This window comes from Mycobacterium paraense (genome assembly GCF_002101815.1).
Taxonomy (GTDB): Bacteria; Actinomycetota; Actinomycetes; order Mycobacteriales; family Mycobacteriaceae; genus Mycobacterium; species Mycobacterium paraense.
Window position 1 is genome coordinate 1 of sequence record NZ_LQPM01000014.1, and the last position, 19,657, is coordinate 19,657.

The following is a 19,657-nucleotide window of genomic DNA, read 5'->3' on the forward strand; positions in this document are numbered from 1 at the left end:
CCCCGACACCCCAGGCCCCGCCGCCCAACTCGGGTCCCTTCACGGGCGTCTACCGGGCCGACTTCGCGCGGATCACCAGCATCGAGGGCATGCCGCCGCCGGGTGCCGCGCCGACGACCGAGACGTGGGGCGTGAGCTCCGTGTGCCGCCCCACCGGGTGCGTCGCGACCGCGACGCGCCTCACCGGCGAGACCATGCAGGTACCGACGATGGTGCTGGACCAGGTCAACGGCAGCTGGCTGGCCGTGAGCGCCGGGTCGAGCACGTGCGGCAAGGCCGACGGTGAAATTTGGGAGACGTTCACGCTGCAACCGCGTCCCGACGGCACACTGGCCGGCGAGGCCACCGAAATGATGGCCAAGGGGTGCGCCAACAAACGAAGCGTGACCTTCACCCGCACCGGGGATGTCGACCTGAAGAGCGTGGCCGACCCGAACGCCCTGCCGCCGCGGGTGCCGTCGCCGGCGGAGGGGGTGCACGGCCACTACCAGGAGACGGGCACCCAGCCGAACGGTTACCACGAGCAGAACGACTTCGTGGTCCGCACGGACTGCCTCCGCACCGGCGACCGGTGCATGAGCTTCTTCCACAAGCCCCCGCTGTCGGCGATGGCGCTGGTATTCGACGGCGGCGCTTGGACTTACGACCGCGAGTTCGACATGCCGTGCACGCGGGGCGGCGCCATGGAGCACACCAGGATCATCGCGCACTTCCCGATGCCGCAGCCCCCGCAGGACCCGATCCCGGTGATCAGCGGGCGAGGCCACGAGGACGTGACGGGGCCGCCGTCGCCCTGCAAGAGCACCGACGTCGACGTCAAGTTCACGCGCACCGGCGACTAGGCCCGCGAGCTGCGCCGGGCAAGCTAGGGCCAATGGTCCCTACCCCCGTGGGGTATTTTGTGCCATCCTTCGAGCCATGACGGAAACACCCGAACCCACGATCGAACCGACCACCGTGACCGGGCCGCCCCGGCACGACTACCGATACGGCGCATCGAGCCGGTTAGGCCAGGCCGCGGCGTGGGTGGTCATCGTCGCCGGGACGCTGTTCGTCGTCTCGGTGATCCTGTTCTGGGGGCTGTTGTTCGGTTGGTCCTCGGGCAGCCACTATGGCTGGTACCGCGGGTATTACGGCGGCCACTCCGGGGGCTGCCCGATGATGGGGCCCGGCGGGATGGGCGGCATGATGGGCCCGGGCGGGATGATGGGCCCGGGCGGCATGATGCCGCCGCCGCAAACGCCCTCGGCGCCAACGCCTCCCACGCCGCGCCCCTAGCGCCGGGGGGCTAGCCGATCAGCTTCGTGAGCCAGGTCGGGTCCTGGTAGTTCACCGACTTGGTGCCGTCCCACACGAACGGGGTGCCCGTGGCATTGAGCCCGCTCAACGTCGCGTCCCCGGCCGCGGCCTTGGCCTTGGCGGTGGCGACATCGTCACCGGCCTTGATGCAGTCGATCACGCCGGCGTCGACGCCGACCGTCTTGGCCAGCTGGGCCAGCTCGCCGTCGGTGCGGTCCTCGGGGGCGTTCTCCGCTGGCTGGAAGTTGCTGGCGAACAGGCCGGAGTAGAAGTCGCTGTAGAGCTTCGGATCGTTCTGCGCCGCAACGCAATACGTGGCGGCCACCGCGCGCGTCGAGTAAGTTTTGCTGTGCGACTTGTCGTCGAGGAAGTTGAGCAGGTGATAGCGCACCGCCAGCTTCTTGTTGTTCACCGCGTTGTCGATGTCGCTCGCGTTCGACCGGATGAAGCTGCCGCACGGCGGGCAGATCGGTTCGTTGAAGACGTCGATCGTCGTCGGTGCGGTCGCGCTGCCGATGGACACGCCGTCGTCGAGCACTTTCAGCTCGACCGCGTCGGGCGGGGGAGGCGCCGGCGTCGGGGTGGACGTGGGCCGGGACGACGACGATTGCCAAGGATGGGCGGCAACGACGGCCAACACGCCGACGACGGCCACCACCACCGCCACGGCGGCGCCCACCCACAGCCACGGCTTGCGCCCGCCCCGGGGCGGCTGCGCCCATGGCGGTGCACCGGTGCTGCCGATATCGCCGGTGCCCCAAGGCGGAGTCCCGGGCCATCCCGTCGGCTGCGGCACCGGCCCACCACCGATGGCCGGCGACCCGGTAGCCGGGGTCGCGGGCCACACCGGGCCCTGGGGCGGCGCGTGGTTGGCCATGGCCGCCGGTACCGGCGCGTAGCCGCTGGGCTGCTGGCCGGCGAAGGCCGCGGGCAGCTTGGCTACCTGGCTGCGCTCCAGGATGTCGGTGGCGCGGTCCTGATCGGGCGTGGCCAGCGCCGCGTAGGCGGCGGCCGACAGGTCACCGCAGGTCGCGTAGCGCGCCGCGGGGTCCTTGGCCATACCCCGGGCGATCACGCCGTCGAAGGCCACCGGGATGCTCGGGCGCGCGACACTGGGCCGCGGGATCGCCTGGTTGAGGTGCCCCCCCATCACCCCGATCGTGTCGCCCGTGTACGGCGGGCTGCCCGTCAGGCACTCATAGAGCACGCAGGCCAGGGCGTAGATGTCGGCACGGTAGGTCACTTCGCCGTCGCTGAACCGCTCCGGCGCCATGTATTTGACGGTGCCCACCGTGGTGCCGAATGTGGTCAGCTTCTCGTCGGAGGTTGCGCTGGCGATGCCGAAGTCGACGAGGTAGGCGAAATCGTCGGCGCTGACGAGGATGTTCTCCGGCTTCACGTCGCGATGCATCACCCCGGCCGCGTGCGCGGCGTCGAGCGCCGAGCCGATCTGCCGCACGATCGCCACCGCGCGGGGCGGGGCCAGCGGCCCGAACCGGCTCAGCGTGGTGGCCAGGTTCTTGCCGTCGATGAGGCGCATGTCCACGTACAGCTGACCGTCGATCTCGCCGAAGTCGTGAATGGGCACGACGTGGGGTTCCTGCAGCCGCCCCGCGGTGCGGGCCTCGCGCTGCATCCGCGAGCGGAAGACCGGATCGCTGGAAAGCGTCTGCGACATCAGCTTGAGCGCCACGATGCGTTCGCGGACGGTGTCCTCGGCCTCGTAGACGTCGCCCATGCCGCCGCGACCCACCAGCCGCCGCAGCCGATACGGCCCGAACTGCGAACCCTCCCGCGAATCCGCGGTCGTGTCACTCATCGCCGACTCCTCACCCGGGGCCGCAATCACCTACCAGCGTGGCCTGCCAGGCATAAGGCTAATGGTTTCGGCAGCTTCCGGGCACGGTGAATACCGAGAAAGCCAGCGCATCGCGACTTTGCTGGGCGGGCCGCCCGCCGGCCGGACGGCGAGGGCAGCGGCTCAGCGGCATTCCTCGTCGCCGGCTTTGCGTTCGCTGAGACCCTCGCGGGACAGCGCCTGGACGAAGCCGTAGGCCTGCATCCCGGCGGGACCGGGATTCTTGACGATCCAGTCGTTGATCTTCCCCAGGGCGGTGGCCAAGTCGGCGCGCCGGACCCGGATCAGGTACGTCTTTCGGTCGTCGTGCGGATCGTCCAGGGATTCGGCGACGGCGACCGGGTTGCGGAACGCGTAGGCGATGCCGTGCACCGAGTCGTGGTTGAGCGCCCAGTGCAGCTCGCCGGGCCGCAGTCGGTTCACCGCCAGGTTGCGGTATTCGTCCTCGCCGTTTGATTCGCTCACGTGGCCGGTGATCCTCCGCTCCGGTGCCCGCGAGTGGTGGGACGACGATGGACTGAAGGTAGTGTCGCGCAGGCAAATCGATGAAAATATCCCAAGCTTTCATCATAGGAACCCGCGTGGCTCGCTGCATGCCGAGCGGCCCTCCAGCAATCGCGTCGGCACTGCCCTCCACCGCACCGGCCGACGTAGAGTTACCCGCAACGCTGTATCTGGCTATCTCCGCTGGCTGCGAGGACTCATGACCGAACGCATCGAGACCAGTCGCACTATCCCCGCACCCGCGGGCGACATCTTCGCGGTGCTGTGCGACCCGCAGGGCCACGTCGCGATCGACTCCTCGGGGATGCTCCAGGGCGCCGACGGCGACTCGGTGACGGGTGCCGGGGACAGCTTCGTCGTGCACATGGACCGCGAGGCGCTCAACGACTTCCCCCAATTGGGCAAGTACGACGTCACGGTCAGCATCGAAGACTTCGAGCGGGATCGCTTGATCTCCTGGACGGTGCTCGGCCAGATCCGCCCGCAGATCGGCCACGTCTACGGCTACCGGCTCGAACCCGCCGACGACGGCGCGTCCACCGTCGTGACGTCGTTCTACGACTGGTCGAACATCGACGCGAAGTGGCGCGACGCCGGGATCTTCCCGGTCCTGTCCGAGGGTGCGCTGCGGGCGACCCTGGGCATCCTGGACCGCACGGTCCGGCGGGGTTATCCCCGCGGCTGAGCCGTCAGCGGCGGTATTTCAGGAACAGGTAGTCGTCGTAGGCCAGTGCGTGCTCGAGGCGCATCGCCACCGGCACCGACAGCCGCGCGGGCGGCCGCACGCCGACCGGCTGGCTCCCGGCGAGCTTGGGCGCCAGGGTCACGCAGATTTCGGTGATGGCGTCGGCGTCCACCAGCTCGTCGAGCAGGGTCGGCCCGCCCTCGCACAGGATGCGGTGCATGCCGCGCTCGCGCAGCATCCCGACGGCGCGGCTGATGTCGACGGCGTCGTCGCCGGCCACCATGGCGTGCGGCCGTGGGCCGTCGCCGACGTCGTGCCGGGCGGGGGACCGTGCGCAGGTCACCAGGATCGGCGGCTGGTCGGGGTCGCCCAACAGCCTGGCCGGCAGCTCCCCGCTGCGGCTCACCACGGCGATCGGCGGCGGAATGGTCCGCCCTTCGGCGTGGCGTTGGAGGCGCTGCGCATCCGTGAGCCGCACGGGCCCATAGTTTTCGGCGCGCGCGGTGCCGGCGCCGACCAGGACGACATCGGCGAACCCGCGCAGGATTCTGAGCAGGTGCTGGTCGATGGGACACGACAGCGGGCCCGCGCGGCCACCGAAGGCGGCGGCGCCGTCGGCGGAAAAGATCATGTTGGCGCGCACCCCGTCGGGGGGATCGGCGTAGAACGACGCCAATTCGGTGATGTCGCCGACGGCGCCCACCCGAGCGGATTGGGTCACGTCAGGCCTCGTGGCCCGGTTCCAGGTGGCGCACGTCGCCGAATGACACCCACTCCTCCAGTTCCTGCGGCGGGCGGCCGTCCACCGGCTCCAGCAGATGCCCGACGTGGTCACCCAGGGAGAACCGATCCAGGATTTTGCCGGCGAACCAGGCGGCCGCGTCGTCGAGGATGGGCAGCTGCGCCGGTCCGCGATGCCACGAGCACCGCTCGAACTTGTCGACCGTGTCGCCGGTCTGGCTGCCGAAGAATTCCGCGACGTCGATGTGCTGGCGGTCGAACACGTGCACGGCCAGGTGGCTGGCCCCGGCGGCCACCCGGAATGTGTGGTTCCTCTTGGAAAGGCCGACCAGGAAACGCGGCGGGTGGATGCTGGTTTGGCTGGCGAAACCGACCAGGCAGCCGGCGTCGACGCCGTCGGCGCGCGTGGTCACCACGAACATCGGATAGTTCAGCAGCGCCACCAGCTTTTCGAATGCTTCGGTTCCGGACTCGGCCACCCGCTCAGTCTTCCCGTTCGGGTCGGTCCGGAATCGCCGCGGGGCACTTACGCCTGGCAGCAGGCCTCTTCGGCGTCGTCGGCGGCGGGTCCGAAGGTGTCGGAGTCGGCCAGCACGGTGTAGACCTCCCAGCGTTCGCCGCCGGGTCCGGTGACCCACACTTTGTCCTGGGTGGCGAAGCAGCAGGTGGTGTTGATCTCTTCCTCGGTGAAGAGTCCTTCTTCGCTCAGCCGGCCGATTTCGGCGTGCACCGCGTCGGTGGAGGGCACTTCGACGCCGAGGTGGTTGAGTGTGCCGCCGTGGCCCGGGTTCTCGAACAGCACCAGCTTGAGCGGGGGCTCGGCGACGGCGAAGTTGGCGTAGCCGGGCTTGACCTTGGTGGGTTCGGTGTTGAACAGCTTGGAGTAAAACGCGATCGCCTCGCCGAGGTCGTCGACGTTGAGGGCGAGCTGCACGCGGGACATGTTCATTCCTTTCTCCGGGTGGTCATGAGGGGGTGGGCAGGAGTTCGGTGACCAAGGCGTGGACACGTTCGGCGATCTCGTCGCGGATGGCGCGGACGGTGGCCAGCGGCTGGCCGGCGGGGTCGGGCAGTTTCCAGTCGCGGTAGGACACCCCGGGGAAATAGGGGCAGGCGTCGCCGCAGCCCATGGTGATCACGACGTCGCTGCGGCGCGCCGCGTCGGCGGTGAGGATCGCCGGGGTGGCGGACCTGATGTCGATTCCGATTTCGGCCATCGCTGCGATCGCGACGGGGTTGACCGCGTCGGCGGGTTCGGTTCCCGCCGAACGGATCTCGATGCGGTCGCCCGCGAGGTGCCTCAGCAGGCCGGCCGCCATCTGCGAGCGTCCGGCGTTGTGGACGCAGACGAACAGGACGCTGGGCTTGTCGGTCATCGGGATGGCTCCGCGAACAGCCGGTTTCGCAGCGCGAGGGACACGTACACGAGAGCGACGAGGACGGGCACTTCGATCAACGGCCCGACCACCCCGGCCAGCGCCTGCCCGGACGTGGCGCCATAGGTCGCGATCGCCACCGCGATGGCCAACTCGAAATTGTTGCCGGCGGCGGTGAACGCCAGGGCGGTGGTGCGGGCATAGCCGAGCCGCAGCAGCAATCCCAGGGCATAACCGCCGGCCCACATGATCGCGAAGTAGGCCAGCAGTGGGATCGCGATGCGCGCGACATCCCATGGCCGCGAGGTGATTTGGCGGCCCTGCAAGGCGAACAGGATGACGATGGTGAACAGCAAGCCGTACAGCGCCCACGGCCCGACGCGGGGCAGGAACCGGGTTTCGTACCAGTCGCGCCCCCTGGACCGTTCGCCCAGCCGGCGCGAGAGGTATCCGGCAAGCAGTGGGACGCCGAGGAAGACGAGCACGGATTGCGCGATCTGCCACGGGGAGACGGCGATGCCGGTTTGGGGCAAACCCAGCCAGCCGGGTAGCGCCGAGAGGTAGAACCAGCCCAGCGCGGCGAACATGGCAACCTGGAACAACGAGTTCAACGCGACCAGCACGGCCGCGGCTTCACGGTCCCCGCGCGCCAGGTCGTTCCAGATGATGACCATCGCGATGCAGCGCGCCAACCCGACGATGATCAGCCCCGTGCGGTACTCCGGTAGGTCCGCGAGCAGCAGCCACGCCAGCGCGAACATCACCGCGGGCCCGATCAGCCAATTGAGCGCCAGCGAGGTCACCAGCAGGCGGCGGTCGCCGGTGACCTCGTCGAGCCGGTCGTAGCGCACTTTGGCCAGCACCGGATACATCATGACGAGCAGGCCGACCGCGATGGGCAGTGAAATGCCTTGCAGGGCAACCGCGCCCAACGCCGATCCCAGGCCCGGTATGAGGCGGCCCAGCAGCAGCCCGGCGGCCATCGCCGCGGCGATCCACACCGGCAGGAACCGATCCAGCGTGGACAGGCGGGTGGTGACGGCGTCGGGAGCGGGCGCCGCGGTTTCGGTCACGAGCGGTCGTCCAGCCGGAGGACCGCCGAAAGCTGTTGTAACGCAGCGGGAATCACCCAGTAGTACACCCAGGTGCCGCGCCGTTCGCAGTCCAGCAGGCCGGCCGAGCGCAGCAGTTTGAGGTGATGTGAAATCGTCGGCTGCGAGACGTCGAACGTCGCCGATATTTCGCAGACGCAGGCCTCGCCGCCCGGGTGGCTGGCGACCAGGCTCAGCAGGCGCAGGCGCACCGGGTCGGCCAACGCCTTGAACATCGTCGCCAGGTCGACGGCCTGCGCCTCGTCCATGGCGACGGCACCGAGCGTCGGACAACATGCCTGCGTCTGATTCGACATTCTTCTATATAAACAGTCATCGAATCAGCTGGCAAGCCCCCGCGCCGAATCAGGCCCGATCTGCGGGCCGTGCCGCACGCCGAAGCGCGTACGCGACGACGCCGATGCCCAGCACGATCGCGCCCGCCAGCACCGAAGACAGCGGCATCGCGAATGCCAGGACCACGCAGCCGACCAGCCCGATCACCGGGATCGCGCGGGGCGGGCGGCCCTCGTCGGGCCGCAGGGTGAAGGCGGAGGCGTTGGCGACGGCGTAGTAGATCAACACGGCGAAGGAGGAAAAGCCGATCGCGCCCCGCAGGTCGACGAGGGCGGCCGACACCGCTACGACGGCGCCGATCAGCAGCTCGGCGCGGTGGGGCACCTGGAACCGCGGGTGCACAGCGGTCAGCGCGTGGGGGAGGTGGCGGTCGCGCGCCATCGCCAAGGTGGTGCGCGAGACCCCGAGGATCAGCGCGAGCAGCGAGCCCACCGCCGCGACCGTCGCCCCCACCTGGACCACGGGCGCCAGCCAGCCGATCCCCGCCACCCGCACCGCATCCGACAGCGGTGCCGCCGAACCGGCCAGCCGCCGCGGCCCCAACACGGCGAGTGCGGCGACGGCCACCAGCGCATACACGGCCAGGGCGATGCCGAGCGCGAGGGGGATCGCCCGCGGGATGGTGCGCGCCGGGTCGCGGACCTCCTCCCCCAAAGTGGCGATGCGCGCATACCCGGCGAACGCGAAGAACAACAGCCCCGCGGCCTGAATCACGCCGCCCACGGTGACTTCTGCGAGGCGCAGGTGGTCGGCGTCGACGCTGCGGGAGGTGAACGCGGCCGCCACCACCGCGGCCAGCACGGCCAGTACCACGGCGACGATGACGCGGGTCAGCCAGGCCGACTTCTGCACGCCGGCGTAGTTCACCGCCGTCAGTGCGACCACCGCGGCGACGGCCACCGCGTGCGCCTGTGCGGGCCACGCGTAGGCGCCGACGGTCAGGGCCATCGCCGCGCACGAGGCGGTCTTCCCGACGACGAAGCCCCAGCCCGCCAGATAGCCCCAGAACTCGCCGAGCCGCTGGCGGCCATACACATACGTCCCGCCGGAGGCCGGATACAGGGCGGCCAGCCGGGCCGACGAGGTGGCGTTGCAGTAGGCCACCACAGCCGCCAGCGCCAGGCCCACCAGCAGCCCCGAGCCGGCGGCGCGCGCGGCCGGGCCCAGCGCGGCGAAAATTCCGGCGCCGATCATCGAGCCGAGCCCGATGACCACCGCGTCGAACACGCCCAGGCTTCGCCGAAGCTGGGGGTTGGTGGCGTTCACAGTCGGTAACCTATCAAACTGATTTGATGTATTGTCCGAAGGGTGGCGGCGACGGATCCGGCGGTGGTTCCCCGGCTGATGCAGATGGCCTCGCATCCGGTGCGCTGGGCGCTGCTGACCGAACTGGCGGGCGGCGACCACCGGGTGCGCGAACTGGCCGCCGCGGTCGATGAACCGCAAAACCTCGTCTCGTATCACCTGCGGCTCTTGCGTTCGGCCGGCCTCATCGACGCGCGGCAAAGCAACTTCGACGGCCGCGACACGTATTACCGGCTGAACCTGACCCGGTGCGCGGGTGCGTTCGCGGACGCGGCGGCCGCACTTCATCCGTCGCTCGCGGCGGCTCCAGCGGCGGAGCCGGCGGGATCGGTGTTGTTCTTGTGCACCGGCAACAGCGCACGCTCACCGATGGCCGAGGCGCTGCTGCGCAGGAAGGGCGGGACCCGCGTCCGTGCCGCGAGCGCGGGCAGCCATCCCAAGCCCGCGCTGCACCCCAACGCGGTTCGGGTCATGCGCGACCAGTACGGCATCGACCTCGGCGACAGCCGGCCGCGACCGTTGACGACGGTCGCCCGGCGTCGCTTCGATCACGTGATCACGTTGTGCGACAAGGTCCGCGAATACGCCGACGAGCACGGCGTGGCCGCGACGATGCACTGGAGCCTGCCCGACCCGTCGGCCGCCGGCGGCGAACGGGCGAGCTACCCCGAATTCCGGCGCGTGGCAAGCGAACTGGACAGCCGCATCGAGTTCCTGCTGCCCGTTCTGGCCCGGGGGCGGTGAGCGTGGCGGTCGATCGACGTGGGTTCCTGAAGGGCGGTGGCCTGGCGCTGATCGCCGCGAGCGGCGGCGCCGGCCTCGCAACGGCCGCGTGCTCGCGGGGCGCGCCGCCGTCCCCGCCCAACGGCAAGCCGGACTACACCCTGCGGATCGGCACTTCGACCGTGGAGTTGGCACCGGATCACATCGCGTCGACCCTGACCTATAACGGTCAGTTCCCCGGCCCGCTGCTGCGGTTCAAGGAGGGCCAGCGGACGTGGGTGGACATCTTCAACGACACCGATTCCCCCGAGCAGCTGCACTGGCACGGCCAGCACGTGGGCGTCGACGTCGACGGCTCCGCCGAGGAGGGCACGCCCGACATCCCCGCCCACGGCATGCGCCGCATCTCCTTCGTCCCCGGTCCGGCGGGCTTCCGGTTCTATCACACCCACGTCGTCCCGCGCTCCGACCTGTCCCGCGGCCAATACAGCGGCCTGGTCGGCCCGGTCTACATCGAGCCCCGGCAGAACGCCGGCTCCTACGACCAAGAGATCTTCTTGACGCTCAAGGAATTCGACCCCACCTTCAGCCGGGGCGGCGACATGGCCAGCGACTTCCTCGCCGGCGAGCAGGATCCCGATCTCCGGGACAGGGGCGAATCGGCGATGAAGGCCTCGCTCGACCGCGGCGACCCGCGTGGCTACGAGGTCAGCTACGGGGCTTTCGCCATCAACGGGCGCATGCTCGGCCACGGCGACCCGATCCGCGTCCAAACGGGTCAGCGGGTGTTGCTGCATGTCCTCAACGGCAGCGCCACCGAGTCCCGCAGCCTGGCGTTGCCCGGGCATGCGTTCAATGTGGTGGCGCTGGACGGCAACCCGGTGCCGAACCCCGCGTCCGTCCCGGTGCTGTGGCTCGGTGCGGCCGAACGCATTTCGGCGGTGGTGACCATGAACAACCCGGGCGTGTGGGTGCTGGGCGACCTGTCCGACGACGACCGCGGCCACGGCATGGGCATCGTGGTGGAATACGCCGGGCGCGGCGGAGATCCGCAATGGGCGCCGCCGCCGCCGTTCAAGTGGGATTACCGCCTGTTCGCGCAGCCCAGTCCCATGCCGCCCCCGGCGCCCGACCGCACCATCGAGATGCTGATCGAGAAGCGCAACGCCGCCGACGGCGGCTTCAACCTCTGGACGTTCAACGGAACGCCCTTTTCCATGGACACCAACCGGCCCGTGCTCGACGTGCAACGCGGCAAGCGCCACCGGCTGCGCTTCCGCAACGCCAGCGACGACCTGCACCCGATGCACCTGCACCGGCACACTTTTGAAATCACCCGCATCGCGGGCACGCCGACCGCCGGCGTGCGTAAGGACGTCGCGATGCTGGGCGGCTATCAGAGCATGGAGATCGATTTCGTCGCCGATCAACCGGGGCTGTCCCTGCTGCACTGCCATCAGCAGATCCATATGGACTACGGGCTGATGCTGCTGCTCAACTGCAGCTGACCCGCGAGACTCTACGATTTGCCCATGGCGCTCGACGCCGGCCAGGTGTTTGCCGGATACACGATCCTGCGGGTGCTGGGTTCGGGCGGCATGGGCCGGGTCTATCTGGCCGCGCACCCGCGGCTGCCGCGGGAGGACGCGCTGAAGGTGTTGCCGCCCGAGGTGACCGCCGATCCGCAGTACCGGGAACGGTTCGAGCGCGAGGCGGAGCTGGCCGCCGGCCTGTCGCATCCCCACATCGTGGGCATCCACGACCGCGGTGAATTCGAGGGCCAGTTCTGGATCTCGATGGAATACGTGGCCGGCACCGACGTGGCCCGGCTGCTGCGCGAGCGGTTCCCGGGCGGCATGCCCGCCGACGAGGCGATGACGATCATCGCCGCGGTCGCCTCGGCGCTGGACTACGCGCACCATCGCGGACTGCTGCACCGCGACGTCAAGCCCGCGAACATTCTGGTCACCGACTCCGACCAACAGGGGCGCCGGATTTACTTGGCGGACTTCGGCATCGCGCGGCGCATCGACGATGCGGCGGGGCTGACGTCGACCAAGATGGCCGTGGGCACGGCGGCCTACGCGGCGCCGGAGCAGCTGATGGCCGGGCCGGTCGACGGCCGCGCGGATCAATACGCCTTGGCGTGCACGGCTTTTCACCTGCTGGCCGGCGTCCCGCCCTATGCGGGCCCCAACCTCGCGGTCGTGATCGGCCAGCAGGTCAGCGCCCCGCCGCCCTCGATCGGCGCGCACCGGCCGGAGCTGGCCGGGCTGGACCCGGTGTTCGCCACCGCGATGGCCAAGGACCCCGCCGGGCGCTACGGCAGCTGCGGGGAGTTCGCCGAGCGGCTGCGCCAGCACCTCGGCGCGGCCGGTTCGCATCCCCGACCGGCGCTGGAGCCGACCGCGCTCGCCTTGCCGTCAGAGGCCGTATCGAAGCGGCGGCGGGTCCGGCGCCCGGCGGTGGTGATCGGCGTCCTGGCCGGCGTGCTGCTGCTGGTCGCCGGTGGGGTGATCGCGGGCCTGAAGCTCACCGCGCAGCGCCACACCGACCCGGCGTCGGGCCCCTTCACCGGCACCTACCGGACCGACTTCGGACCGACCATCGCCCTCGACGACACTCCGGATTCGGCTGCGCCCCCGGCGCTGACGAGCACCTACGGCATCCGATCGGTGTGCCGTGGCCAAGGCTGTGTGATGACGGCGCAGCGCCTGGGCGGCGCGTCCGTGACGGTCCCGACCCTGGTGTTCGACCGGATCGGTGAGACCTGGGTGTCGGTCTCGCTCGGGTCCGACACGTGCCGCGACGCTCCCACCGAGTTCTGGCAGGTGTTCACGCTGCGAGCCGATGCCGGCGGAAATCTCTCCGGTGACTTCACCGCGACCGCCGCCAATGCCTGCGCGACCAAGCGCACCGTGACCTTCACCCGCACCGGCGACGTCGACATCAAGGCCATCCCCGACCCGGCCGGCGTCCCCCCGCGCGTCGTATCGCCGGCGCAGGCGCTGCGCGGGCACTACCACGTGACGTGGACCCTGACGAGCGGGGAACCACTGCAGCAGTTCGACACCGCCGTGACCACCCATTGCCTGCGCACCGGTGAGCGATGCATGAGCTACTTTCACGAACCGTCGAACGACCTGCCGCTGGTCTTCGCTGACGGCAAGTGGACGTGGAACGTCGACGCCACCAGCACGTGCCCGCGGTCGGGGGACACGACGCACATGAAATCCAGCGGCGAGTATCCACTGCCGCAACCGCCCACGGACCCCATCGCGAAGCTCACCGGGCGAGGTCACCAGGAACAGAGCGCGCCGTGCCCACTCAACGCCGACTTCGACGAGACGTTCACCCGCACCGGCGACTAGCGTGGCCCCGGCGGGTTTGCCGCCAGGCGCGGCGCGGCGTCCTGCGCGAATTGCATGTGCCGCTGCCGCTTCAGCATTTACGATCTGCCCATGTCGCTCGAAGTCGGCCAGGTGTTTGCCGGATACACGATCCTGCGGGTGCTGGGCTCGGGCGGCATGGGCCAGGTGTTTTTGGCGGCGCACCCGCGGCTGCCGCGCGAGGACGCGCTGAAGGTCCTCGCCGCCGACTCGACCGGTGATTCCGAGTTTCGGGCCCGGTTCCTGCGCGAGGCCGACCTGGCGGCCGGCCTGTCGCACCCGCACATCGTGGCGATCCATGACCGGGGCGAGGAAGACGGCAGGCTATGGATCTCAATGGATTACGTGGCCGGCGCGGACGCGGGCCGGCTGCTGGGCGAAAGCCACCCCGGTGGAATGCCGCCCGAGTTGGTGGTCGCCATCGCGACCGCCGTCGGCTCGGCGCTGGACTACGCCCATCAACGCGGGCTGCTGCATCGCGACGTCAAACCGGCCAACATCTTGTTGACCGATCCCGACGGGCAGCAGCGGCGGGTGTTTCTCGCCGACTTCGGCGTCGCACGGCGCGTCGACGACGCCACCGGGCTGACGGCGACCAACATGACGGTGGGCACGGCGGCCTACGCGGCGCCCGAGCAGCTCAAGGGCGAGCCGATCGACGGGCGCGCCGACCAATACGCGTTGGCGTGCACGGCTTTTCACCTGCTGACCGGGGCGGCGCCCTACGTCGATTCCAATCCCGCCGTGGTGATCAGCCAACACATCGGCGCGCCGCCGCCGTCGATCGCGGCCCGGCGGCCGGAGCTCGCCGCGCTGGATCCGGTGTTCGCCACCGCGCTGGCCAAGAGGCCGGACGAACGATTCGCCAGCTGCCGCGGATTCGCCGACCAGCTAGCCCGCGCGCTGGGGGCGGACCCCTCCGGGGGCGGTGCCGTTCCGTTCCCCGACACCCAACCCGCGATGGACGCCACCATCCCCGCCATGCGACCCGCGAGCAAGCGGCCCGGGGGGCGACCCCGCGCGCTGATCGGCGCCCTGGCCGGCGTCGGACTGCTCGTCGTGGCGGGTGGTGTGTTCGCCGGAGTGAAACTCCTGCACCACCACGATCCCGGACACGCGGCGGCGCCCACCGGCGCCCCGCCAAGGCAGCAACCGCCGCCCAACACCGGCCCGTTCACCGGTGTCTACCAGGCGCATTTCGGGCCGGGCGGCACCCTCGACGATGTCCCGGCGGCGGCCGCCAAGCCGACGACCGACACTTACGCGGTGCGCTCGGCGTGCGGGTCGACCGGCTGCCGGGCGACCGCGTCGCGCCTCAGCGGGGAGCTGAGGCTCGCCTCGAGCTCGGTGTTCGACGAGGTGGACGGGCGCTGGGTGGCCGTCAGCCTCGGCTCGGACAAATGCCGGGACGCCCCGGCCGAAGTCTGGCAGGTCTTGACGCTGCAGCCACAGCCCGACGGGACTTTCACCGGCGAATACCGCGGGGCCTCCGAAAACGCCTGCAACGAAAAGCGGACGGTGACCTTCACCCGCACCGGAGACGTCGACGTCAACACCCTGCCCGACCCGAACACGCTGCCGCCGCGGGTCGCGTCGCCGGCCGAAGCCCTGCACGGCCGCTACCACGTCACCCGAAAATTCAAGAAGGCCGTCGCGCCGCAGCAGGGGGATCAGGCGGTGGTCACCGACTGCCTGCGGGGCGGCGACCGGTGCATGAGCTATCTGCACTCCAAGACGATCGACACGCCGCTGGTCTTCGCCGGCGGAACCTGGAACCTGCACGTCGAGCACGACGACAACGACCCCGGCTGCGGCGGCCTGGTCTACGCGAAGGCCACCGGACAGTATCCGCTGCCGCAGCCGCCGCAGGATCCCATCAAGTCGCTCACCGGGCACGATCACCTCGACGAATCCGGCGGACCCAACTGCCAGTGGAGCCTGGATTACGACGAAACGCTAACGCGCACCGGCGATTAGCGGTTTCGGCCGCGCGACGGTCGCGGACGACACGAGCGGGAAGTCGGGTCGAGCCTTACAGTGAGGCATGTCGCATCCGCTGGACCCCGGCGCGCCGCCCCCGCACCCGGGTGCATATCCGCCCCCGTACCCCGTCGGTCCTTACCCCGCGCCGTACCCGTCGGGCGCTTATCCCCAGCCGTACCCGCCGGGCCCGTACCCGCCGCCGGTCTACCCTTACCCGCCGCCCCGCCCGACCACCAGCGGATTCGCGGTGGCGTCGCTCGTGTGCGGGATCGTGGGCGGCGTCCTGCTGAGCGTCATCTTCGGCATCATCGCCCTGGGCAAGACGAGACCCGGTCGGCAGCGCGGCCGGGGGATGGCGATCGCCGGTCTCGCGCTGTCCGCGCTGTGGGCGGTGGTGATCGCCGTCGCGATCGCTTTCGTGGCCCTGTCGCCGACCCACACCGTAAGCGCTCAAGACATCAAGGTCGGGGATTGCTTCGCCGAGCTGCCGACCGGAAACCGGATCGCCTCGGTGAACACCGTCAGCTGCGACCGGCCCCACGCGGCCGAGGTGGCCGGCGTCGTGACCATTCCCGACGGACCGTTTCCCGGGGACGCCGGATTCAGCGCGTACAACAAGGAATGCAAGGAGACGCTGGCGTCGTACTCGGCCACGGCGCTGCTGGACCCGGGCGTCGACTTGGCGGTCATGAAGCCCACGCAGGATTCGTGGCAGCACGGCGACCGGGCGATGGTGTGCGTCGCGACGTTCACGAACAAGCGAACCGGTTCGATCAGGAGCTGAGCCCGCTATCGCAGCGGCTGGTTCTCGCGCACCCCCCGATACATGCCCCACCGGACGATCCATGGCATCACCACCCGATCGACCGACCAGGACGGGAAGCGCAGCGACTGACCCGTGGGGAAGAAGACCTCGAGCCCGTTGGGCTGAATGCCCAACAACGAGCCCCACCGGCGCCCCGGGGTGCGGAAGGCGCGCAGGTCCCGGCCCGCGAACTCGGCGCGAATGTTGCGGGCTACCAACGCATCCCCGCGATTGCGGGCGGAGCTGCGCAGCGGGTCGGTGGCCGCGACGTCGCCGACGGCGAAGACGCCCCGGTGGCCCGGCACCCGCAGCTGCGGGGTCACGCGCACGAAACCGCGTTCGTCGAGCAGTTCAGGCGGCAGCCAATCGGTGTTGGGCCGCGCGCGGCCGATGGCCCAGAGCACGGCGTCGGCGGAACTCGGCGGCTGCCCGGTGCTCCAGTCGACCGGTTCGCCGGTGATCGCGTCGCCCGAGAAGCCGTCGGGAACCCGGGCGCGATGGCCGGCGTGCAAGCCCACCCCGAGGTCGGTCAGTCGGCCGCGGACGCGCTGCCAGGTGGCCGGGTGATATTCGCCCAGCGCGCGCTCCCCCGGGAAGTACAGGTCGATCCGCTTGCCCGGCCAGGTCGTGGCCAGGTTGACGGCGCTGCTCACCGCCGCCGCGCCGCCCCCGATGACCATCACCGACTCTGCGGCGGACAACCGGTCGTGGGCGGCGCGCAGGTCGGCGCCGATCTCGGCGGGTGACTGCAGCGTCGGCCGACGCCAGAATCCGTTGCTGACGCCGGTCGAGATGACGAGCGCGTCGTACTGCTCGGCGAGGGGGGCGCCGTCCGCGCGGCGGCCCAGCACGGTGCGAGCCGTCAGATCCAGGCCGGTCAACGTGGCCTGCTCCGTCCGCACCCCATCCAGGCGGCGGAACCTGTCGAACGGAATCCAGTAGTCGCGGGCCCAGTCCTCGGGGCGGGACAGCCGGACGCCGAGTTCTTGACCGCTCACCAGCGCGGGTTTGCTGGAAATCCCGACGACGTCGGCGTGCCGGGCGAGACGGATCGCGGCCAGGACGCCGACGTCGCCCAGCCCCGCGATGACGACGCGCTTGCGGTTCATGTCAAGGCCCTTCGCCCAGGTCGGCAAACTGTAACACGTTCTACCGGCGGGCCATTGGGCATGGCTCACCCGGAAGCCGCATCAGTAGCATTAGCCAGCGGCACCTCCGACCGTCGAAAACGTGCCAGCTGACGGGTATCGGCATACCGCAATGGCACCGAAAGGAACGGCTCACATGACGACACACGCCGACGCCCATCACCACACCCCGCAGCTCATTCCGCGCCGGCTGCTGCGGGCCGGTCAGGTCCACCACCCGGCGGTCCTGGGCGAGGCGAGGAGGCGCAGCGCGAGCGTCCAGCTGCGCCTGGCCGACCGGATCACCGCGTTTGCCGGATCGATGAACTTCGTGTGGCTGCATGCGGCTCTGTTCGGCGTGTGGATGGTGTTCCTGGAACGGAACCCGTGGCCGACGCTGACGCTCGCGGTGTCGCTCGAGGCGATCTTTCTGTCCACCTTCGTGATGATCGGTCAGAACCGGCAGGCCGCTTTCCAGCAGGCGCGGGCGGACCATGACTTCCAGACCCAGGAAGTGGAGCTCAAGACCGACCTCGAGCTGACCCGCCAGATTCATCTGCTCACCGAGGAGCTGCATAAGCGCATCATCGGGAAGCCCGGTCCGCACGGATAACCAAAGGCGTTGCGGGGCGGGCGGTTACGAAGCTGGCGGGGGAGCAGATGACGGAACTTCAGGCGACGGTGCGGCCACGGTTGGACGCCGCGCTGCGCGCGGCGGTGCGGGCGTCGGCCCCCCGCCCCGCCGCGGCCCGGCGGGCCGCCAGGGATCTGCGGCGAGGCCTGTGGCCGGCGGTCGGCGCCGAGATCCGTTGGGCGTTCACGCCGCCGCGCACCTGGCTGATGGGAGTGCTGGCCAACGTCGTCTTCGCCGCGACGTGGTTGTTGGTGCAGCCGCTCACGACCGGCCGTCACCACTCGGACTGGGTGATCCTGATCGGCACCTACTTCTCCTCGTGGGTGCTCGCCGATGTGACCACCACCAACCTGCTCGGCGCCGACCATTACCGCGTCCGGCAGGCGTTGTCCGACGGCGTGCCGTTCTGGCGGATCATGCTGATCAAGAACCTGGCCCTGCTGGCCATCGTCGGCCTGCCGACCCTGGTGGCGGCGATGGCGCTCACGCTCTGGTTGGAGACGCCGGGGCGCCTCGGGGTGACCATTCCCACCGTCGCGGTGCCCATTGTGTCCTGGCTGGGGGTCGGTAACCTCATCTCGGTGTTGCACCCGGTGAGCGTCGAGCCGCTGATCCGGCGGTGGCGCCAGCGCGGCGATCGTCTGCGCACCGGCTGCTGGCTGCTGGCCCTGTTGCTGCCGTATGCGCTGTATTACGTCGCCGACCCGATGAACGGGGTCGAGCACCGGGTGTTGTGGACACAGGTGCCGAAAATGATCTGGCCGGTGTTCGGACGGGACACGAAGAGCTTCGTGCACCTGGCGATCGCCACCGGGGTGTATCTCGTGGGAACCGCCGCCGCCCTGCTGTGGGTGCGTAAGCGGGGGTTGCAGATCAGGTGACGCTGAGCTGGCGAAGTCGGGCGCTGCCCACCGTCCTGCGCCTCACCCGGGGGCGGCCGTACCGAAGCGCCGAAAGCGCCCGCGAGCACATCGAGGCGCGGGCGTCGATGCCGCAGGCGTTCGGGCCGCCGCCCCGCTTGCGGTCCGACCTTGACGTGCACATGGAGATCCGTTCGGACTGGCCGATTTTCACCTTGACATCGAAGAACGGCGCCACGCCGCGTGGCACTGTCTATTACCTCCACGGCGGCGCCTGGGTCAACGAAATCGCCTCGCAGCATTGGCGATTGGCGGCACAGATCGCGGCGGAGGCCCGGTTGCAGCTGGTCGTGCCGATCTACCCGCTGGTGCCGTTCAGCACCGCGGCCGAGGTCATGCCGATGGTCGCCGAGCTGGTGGCCGAGAAGGCGGCCTCCGACCACAGCGTCTGTTTGGCAGGGGATTCCGCCGGGGGACAGATGGCCCTGTCCGCCGCGTTGATGCTGCGCGACGAGCGCGGCCTGGTGTTGCCGCGGACGGTGCTGATCTCGCCGGTCCTCGACGTCTCGCTGGCCAACCCGTTGATCGGCGCCGTCGACGATCCGTGGCTGACCCGCGCCGGCCTGCTGGAATTCGCGTCGCGCTGGCGCGGCGACCTGCCGACGACCGACCCGATGGTGAGCCCGCTGAACGGTGACCTGAGCGGCCTGGGGCCCTTGACCGTCTTCAGCGGCACGCGCGACATCCTCAACCCCGACGCGCGGCTCCTCGCCTCGAAGGCCGCGGCGGCCGGCGTCGACATCGAATATCACGAACGACAGGGCCTGGTGCACGTCTACCCGCTCACGCCGACTCCGGAAGGTCGCGCCGCGCGGGCCGTCATCGTCGAACGTTTAGGCGAGAACTGAAAATCCGCCGAC

The 19,657-nt window shown here is 70.0% G+C and carries 18 protein-coding genes and 2 pseudogenes; 11 read left to right on the forward strand and 9 right to left on the reverse strand.

The genetic code is table 11. From position 1 onward, the window contains the following. Both AWB89_RS27285 and AWB89_RS14570 read left to right on the forward strand, forming a co-directional pair. A pseudogene (locus AWB89_RS27285) lies at positions 1–842 on the forward strand (serine/threonine-protein kinase); the annotation flags it as partial. A gap of 76 nt (positions 843–918) precedes the next feature. Then, positions 919–1,278, forward strand: coding sequence for a hypothetical protein (locus AWB89_RS14570; protein ID WP_085174582.1), 360 nt, complete (start codon positions 919–921; stop codon positions 1,276–1,278). Positions 1,279–1,288: 10 nt separating this feature from the next. Here AWB89_RS14570 and AWB89_RS14575 read toward each other — a convergent pair whose 3' ends face one another. Together AWB89_RS14575 and AWB89_RS14580 are read right to left on the reverse strand one after the other, a co-directional pair. Next, positions 1,289–3,118 carry a serine/threonine protein kinase PknE gene (locus tag AWB89_RS14575; RefSeq protein WP_085174584.1) on the reverse strand — a complete coding sequence of 610 codons (1,830 nt, stop codon included), beginning with the start codon at positions 3,116–3,118 and terminating at the stop codon, positions 1,289–1,291. Between the two features lie 162 nt (positions 3,119–3,280). Then, positions 3,281–3,580, reverse strand: a complete 300-nt coding sequence (locus AWB89_RS14580; protein WP_372515254.1) for a hypothetical protein — start codon at positions 3,578–3,580, stop codon at positions 3,281–3,283. A gap of 280 nt (positions 3,581–3,860) precedes the next feature. Here AWB89_RS14580 and AWB89_RS14585 point away from each other — a divergent pair, with 280 nt between their 5' ends. After that, positions 3,861–4,346, forward strand: coding sequence for an SRPBCC family protein (locus AWB89_RS14585; protein WP_085101169.1), 486 nt, complete (start codon positions 3,861–3,863; stop codon positions 4,344–4,346). A 4-nt stretch (positions 4,347–4,350) separates the two neighbouring features. On the opposite strand, the gene AWB89_RS14590 is transcribed toward AWB89_RS14585, so the two are convergent. From AWB89_RS14590 to AWB89_RS14620, 6 genes and pseudogenes are all read right to left on the reverse strand, one after another. Then, positions 4,351–5,067, reverse strand: coding sequence for a pyrimidine reductase family protein (locus AWB89_RS14590; RefSeq protein ID WP_085101164.1), 717 nt, complete (start codon positions 5,065–5,067; stop codon positions 4,351–4,353). Position 5,068: 1 nt separating this feature from the next. Beyond that, positions 5,069–5,509: a flavin reductase family protein gene (locus AWB89_RS14595; RefSeq protein WP_276074018.1), complete on the reverse strand. Its 441-nt coding sequence runs from the start codon at positions 5,507–5,509 to the stop codon at positions 5,069–5,071. 104 nt (positions 5,510–5,613) lie between these two features. Continuing rightward, the gene (locus AWB89_RS14600; RefSeq protein ID WP_085174703.1) at positions 5,614–6,030 is read right to left on the reverse strand and encodes an ArsI/CadI family heavy metal resistance metalloenzyme; all 417 of its coding nucleotides are present in this window, start codon (positions 6,028–6,030) and stop codon (positions 5,614–5,616) included. A gap of 22 nt (positions 6,031–6,052) precedes the next feature. Then, positions 6,053–7,536: pseudogene (arsB, locus tag AWB89_RS14610) on the reverse strand (ACR3 family arsenite efflux transporter). Then, entirely contained in the window at positions 7,533–7,871 is a 339-nt protein-coding gene (locus AWB89_RS14615; RefSeq protein WP_085174592.1) for an ArsR/SmtB family transcription factor, read from the reverse strand. The pseudogene arsB and the gene AWB89_RS14615 overlap by 4 nt, the downstream one beginning before the upstream one ends. A gap of 49 nt (positions 7,872–7,920) precedes the next feature. Further along, a complete protein-coding gene (locus tag AWB89_RS14620; protein WP_263992993.1) occupies positions 7,921–9,177 on the reverse strand; it encodes an APC family permease in 1,257 nt (418 codons plus the stop codon). Between the two features lie 42 nt (positions 9,178–9,219). Between AWB89_RS14620 and AWB89_RS14625 the strand changes: the two genes are divergently transcribed. The 5 genes from AWB89_RS14625 to AWB89_RS14645 all read left to right on the forward strand — a co-directional run bounded on the left by AWB89_RS14625 (position 9,220) and on the right by AWB89_RS14645 (position 16,095). Further along, complete coding sequence (locus tag AWB89_RS14625) at positions 9,220–9,960, forward strand: arsenate reductase/protein-tyrosine-phosphatase family protein (RefSeq protein ID WP_241520499.1); 741 nt, start codon at positions 9,220–9,222, stop codon at positions 9,958–9,960. Next, a complete protein-coding gene (locus AWB89_RS14630) occupies positions 9,957–11,447 on the forward strand; it encodes a multicopper oxidase family protein (protein WP_085174597.1) in 1,491 nt (496 codons plus the stop codon). Before AWB89_RS14625 ends, AWB89_RS14630 begins: the two co-directional genes overlap by 4 nt. A 24-nt stretch (positions 11,448–11,471) precedes the next feature. Further along, on the forward strand, positions 11,472–13,310 hold the full coding sequence (locus tag AWB89_RS14635) for a serine/threonine-protein kinase (protein ID WP_085174599.1): 1,839 nt from the start codon (positions 11,472–11,474) through the stop codon (positions 13,308–13,310). A 90-nt stretch (positions 13,311–13,400) separates the two neighbouring features. Beyond that, complete coding sequence (locus AWB89_RS28295) at positions 13,401–15,305, forward strand: protein kinase domain-containing protein (RefSeq protein WP_085174705.1); 1,905 nt, start codon at positions 13,401–13,403, stop codon at positions 15,303–15,305. Between the two features lie 67 nt (positions 15,306–15,372). Further along, complete coding sequence (locus tag AWB89_RS14645) at positions 15,373–16,095, forward strand: DUF4190 domain-containing protein (RefSeq protein WP_085174601.1); 723 nt, start codon at positions 15,373–15,375, stop codon at positions 16,093–16,095. A 5-nt stretch (positions 16,096–16,100) separates the two neighbouring features. Here AWB89_RS14645 and AWB89_RS14650 read toward each other — a convergent pair whose 3' ends face one another. Further along, a complete protein-coding gene (locus tag AWB89_RS14650; RefSeq protein WP_085174602.1) occupies positions 16,101–17,225 on the reverse strand; it encodes an FAD-dependent oxidoreductase in 1,125 nt (374 codons plus the stop codon). A 175-nt stretch (positions 17,226–17,400) separates the two neighbouring features. Here AWB89_RS14650 and AWB89_RS14655 point away from each other — a divergent pair, with 175 nt between their 5' ends. From AWB89_RS14655 to AWB89_RS14665, 3 genes are read left to right on the forward strand one after another with little or no spacing between them, the layout of a single operon-like run. Continuing rightward, on the forward strand, positions 17,401–17,856 hold the full coding sequence (locus tag AWB89_RS14655; protein ID WP_085174605.1) for a DUF1003 domain-containing protein: 456 nt from the start codon (positions 17,401–17,403) through the stop codon (positions 17,854–17,856). Between the two features lie 47 nt (positions 17,857–17,903). Next, positions 17,904–18,758: a hypothetical protein gene (locus AWB89_RS14660; RefSeq protein WP_172405450.1), complete on the forward strand. Its 855-nt coding sequence runs from the start codon at positions 17,904–17,906 to the stop codon at positions 18,756–18,758. Next, positions 18,755–19,645 (forward strand): alpha/beta hydrolase fold domain-containing protein, encoded by an 891-nt coding sequence (locus AWB89_RS14665; protein ID WP_241520501.1) that lies wholly within the window; start codon positions 18,755–18,757, stop codon positions 19,643–19,645. Before AWB89_RS14660 ends, AWB89_RS14665 begins: the two co-directional genes overlap by 4 nt. Positions 19,646–19,657 lie beyond the last annotated feature (12 nt).

Coding starts and splice junctions, on each gene's coding strand:
- AWB89_RS14570 (WP_085174582.1), top strand. CDS start 919: ATGACGGAAACACCCGAACCCACGATCGAACCGACCACCGTGACCGGG.
- AWB89_RS14575 (WP_085174584.1), bottom strand. CDS start 3,118: ATGAGTGACACGACCGCGGATTCGCGGGAGGGTTCGCAGTTCGGGCCG.
- AWB89_RS14585 (WP_085101169.1), top strand. CDS start 3,861: ATGACCGAACGCATCGAGACCAGTCGCACTATCCCCGCACCCGCGGGC.
- AWB89_RS14595 (WP_276074018.1), bottom strand. CDS start 5,509: ATGTTCGTGGTGACCACGCGCGCCGACGGCGTCGACGCCGGCTGCCTG.
- AWB89_RS14600 (WP_085174703.1), bottom strand. CDS start 6,030: ATGTCCCGCGTGCAGCTCGCCCTCAACGTCGACGACCTCGGCGAGGCG.
- AWB89_RS14615 (WP_085174592.1), bottom strand. CDS start 7,871: ATGTCGAATCAGACGCAGGCATGTTGTCCGACGCTCGGTGCCGTCGCC.
- AWB89_RS14635 (WP_085174599.1), top strand. CDS start 11,472: ATGGCGCTCGACGCCGGCCAGGTGTTTGCCGGATACACGATCCTGCGG.
- AWB89_RS28295 (WP_085174705.1), top strand. CDS start 13,401: ATGTCGCTCGAAGTCGGCCAGGTGTTTGCCGGATACACGATCCTGCGG.
- AWB89_RS14645 (WP_085174601.1), top strand. CDS start 15,373: ATGTCGCATCCGCTGGACCCCGGCGCGCCGCCCCCGCACCCGGGTGCA.
- AWB89_RS14650 (WP_085174602.1), bottom strand. CDS start 17,225: ATGAACCGCAAGCGCGTCGTCATCGCGGGGCTGGGCGACGTCGGCGTC.
- AWB89_RS14655 (WP_085174605.1), top strand. CDS start 17,401: ATGACGACACACGCCGACGCCCATCACCACACCCCGCAGCTCATTCCG.
- AWB89_RS14660 (WP_172405450.1), top strand. CDS start 17,904: ATGACGGAACTTCAGGCGACGGTGCGGCCACGGTTGGACGCCGCGCTG.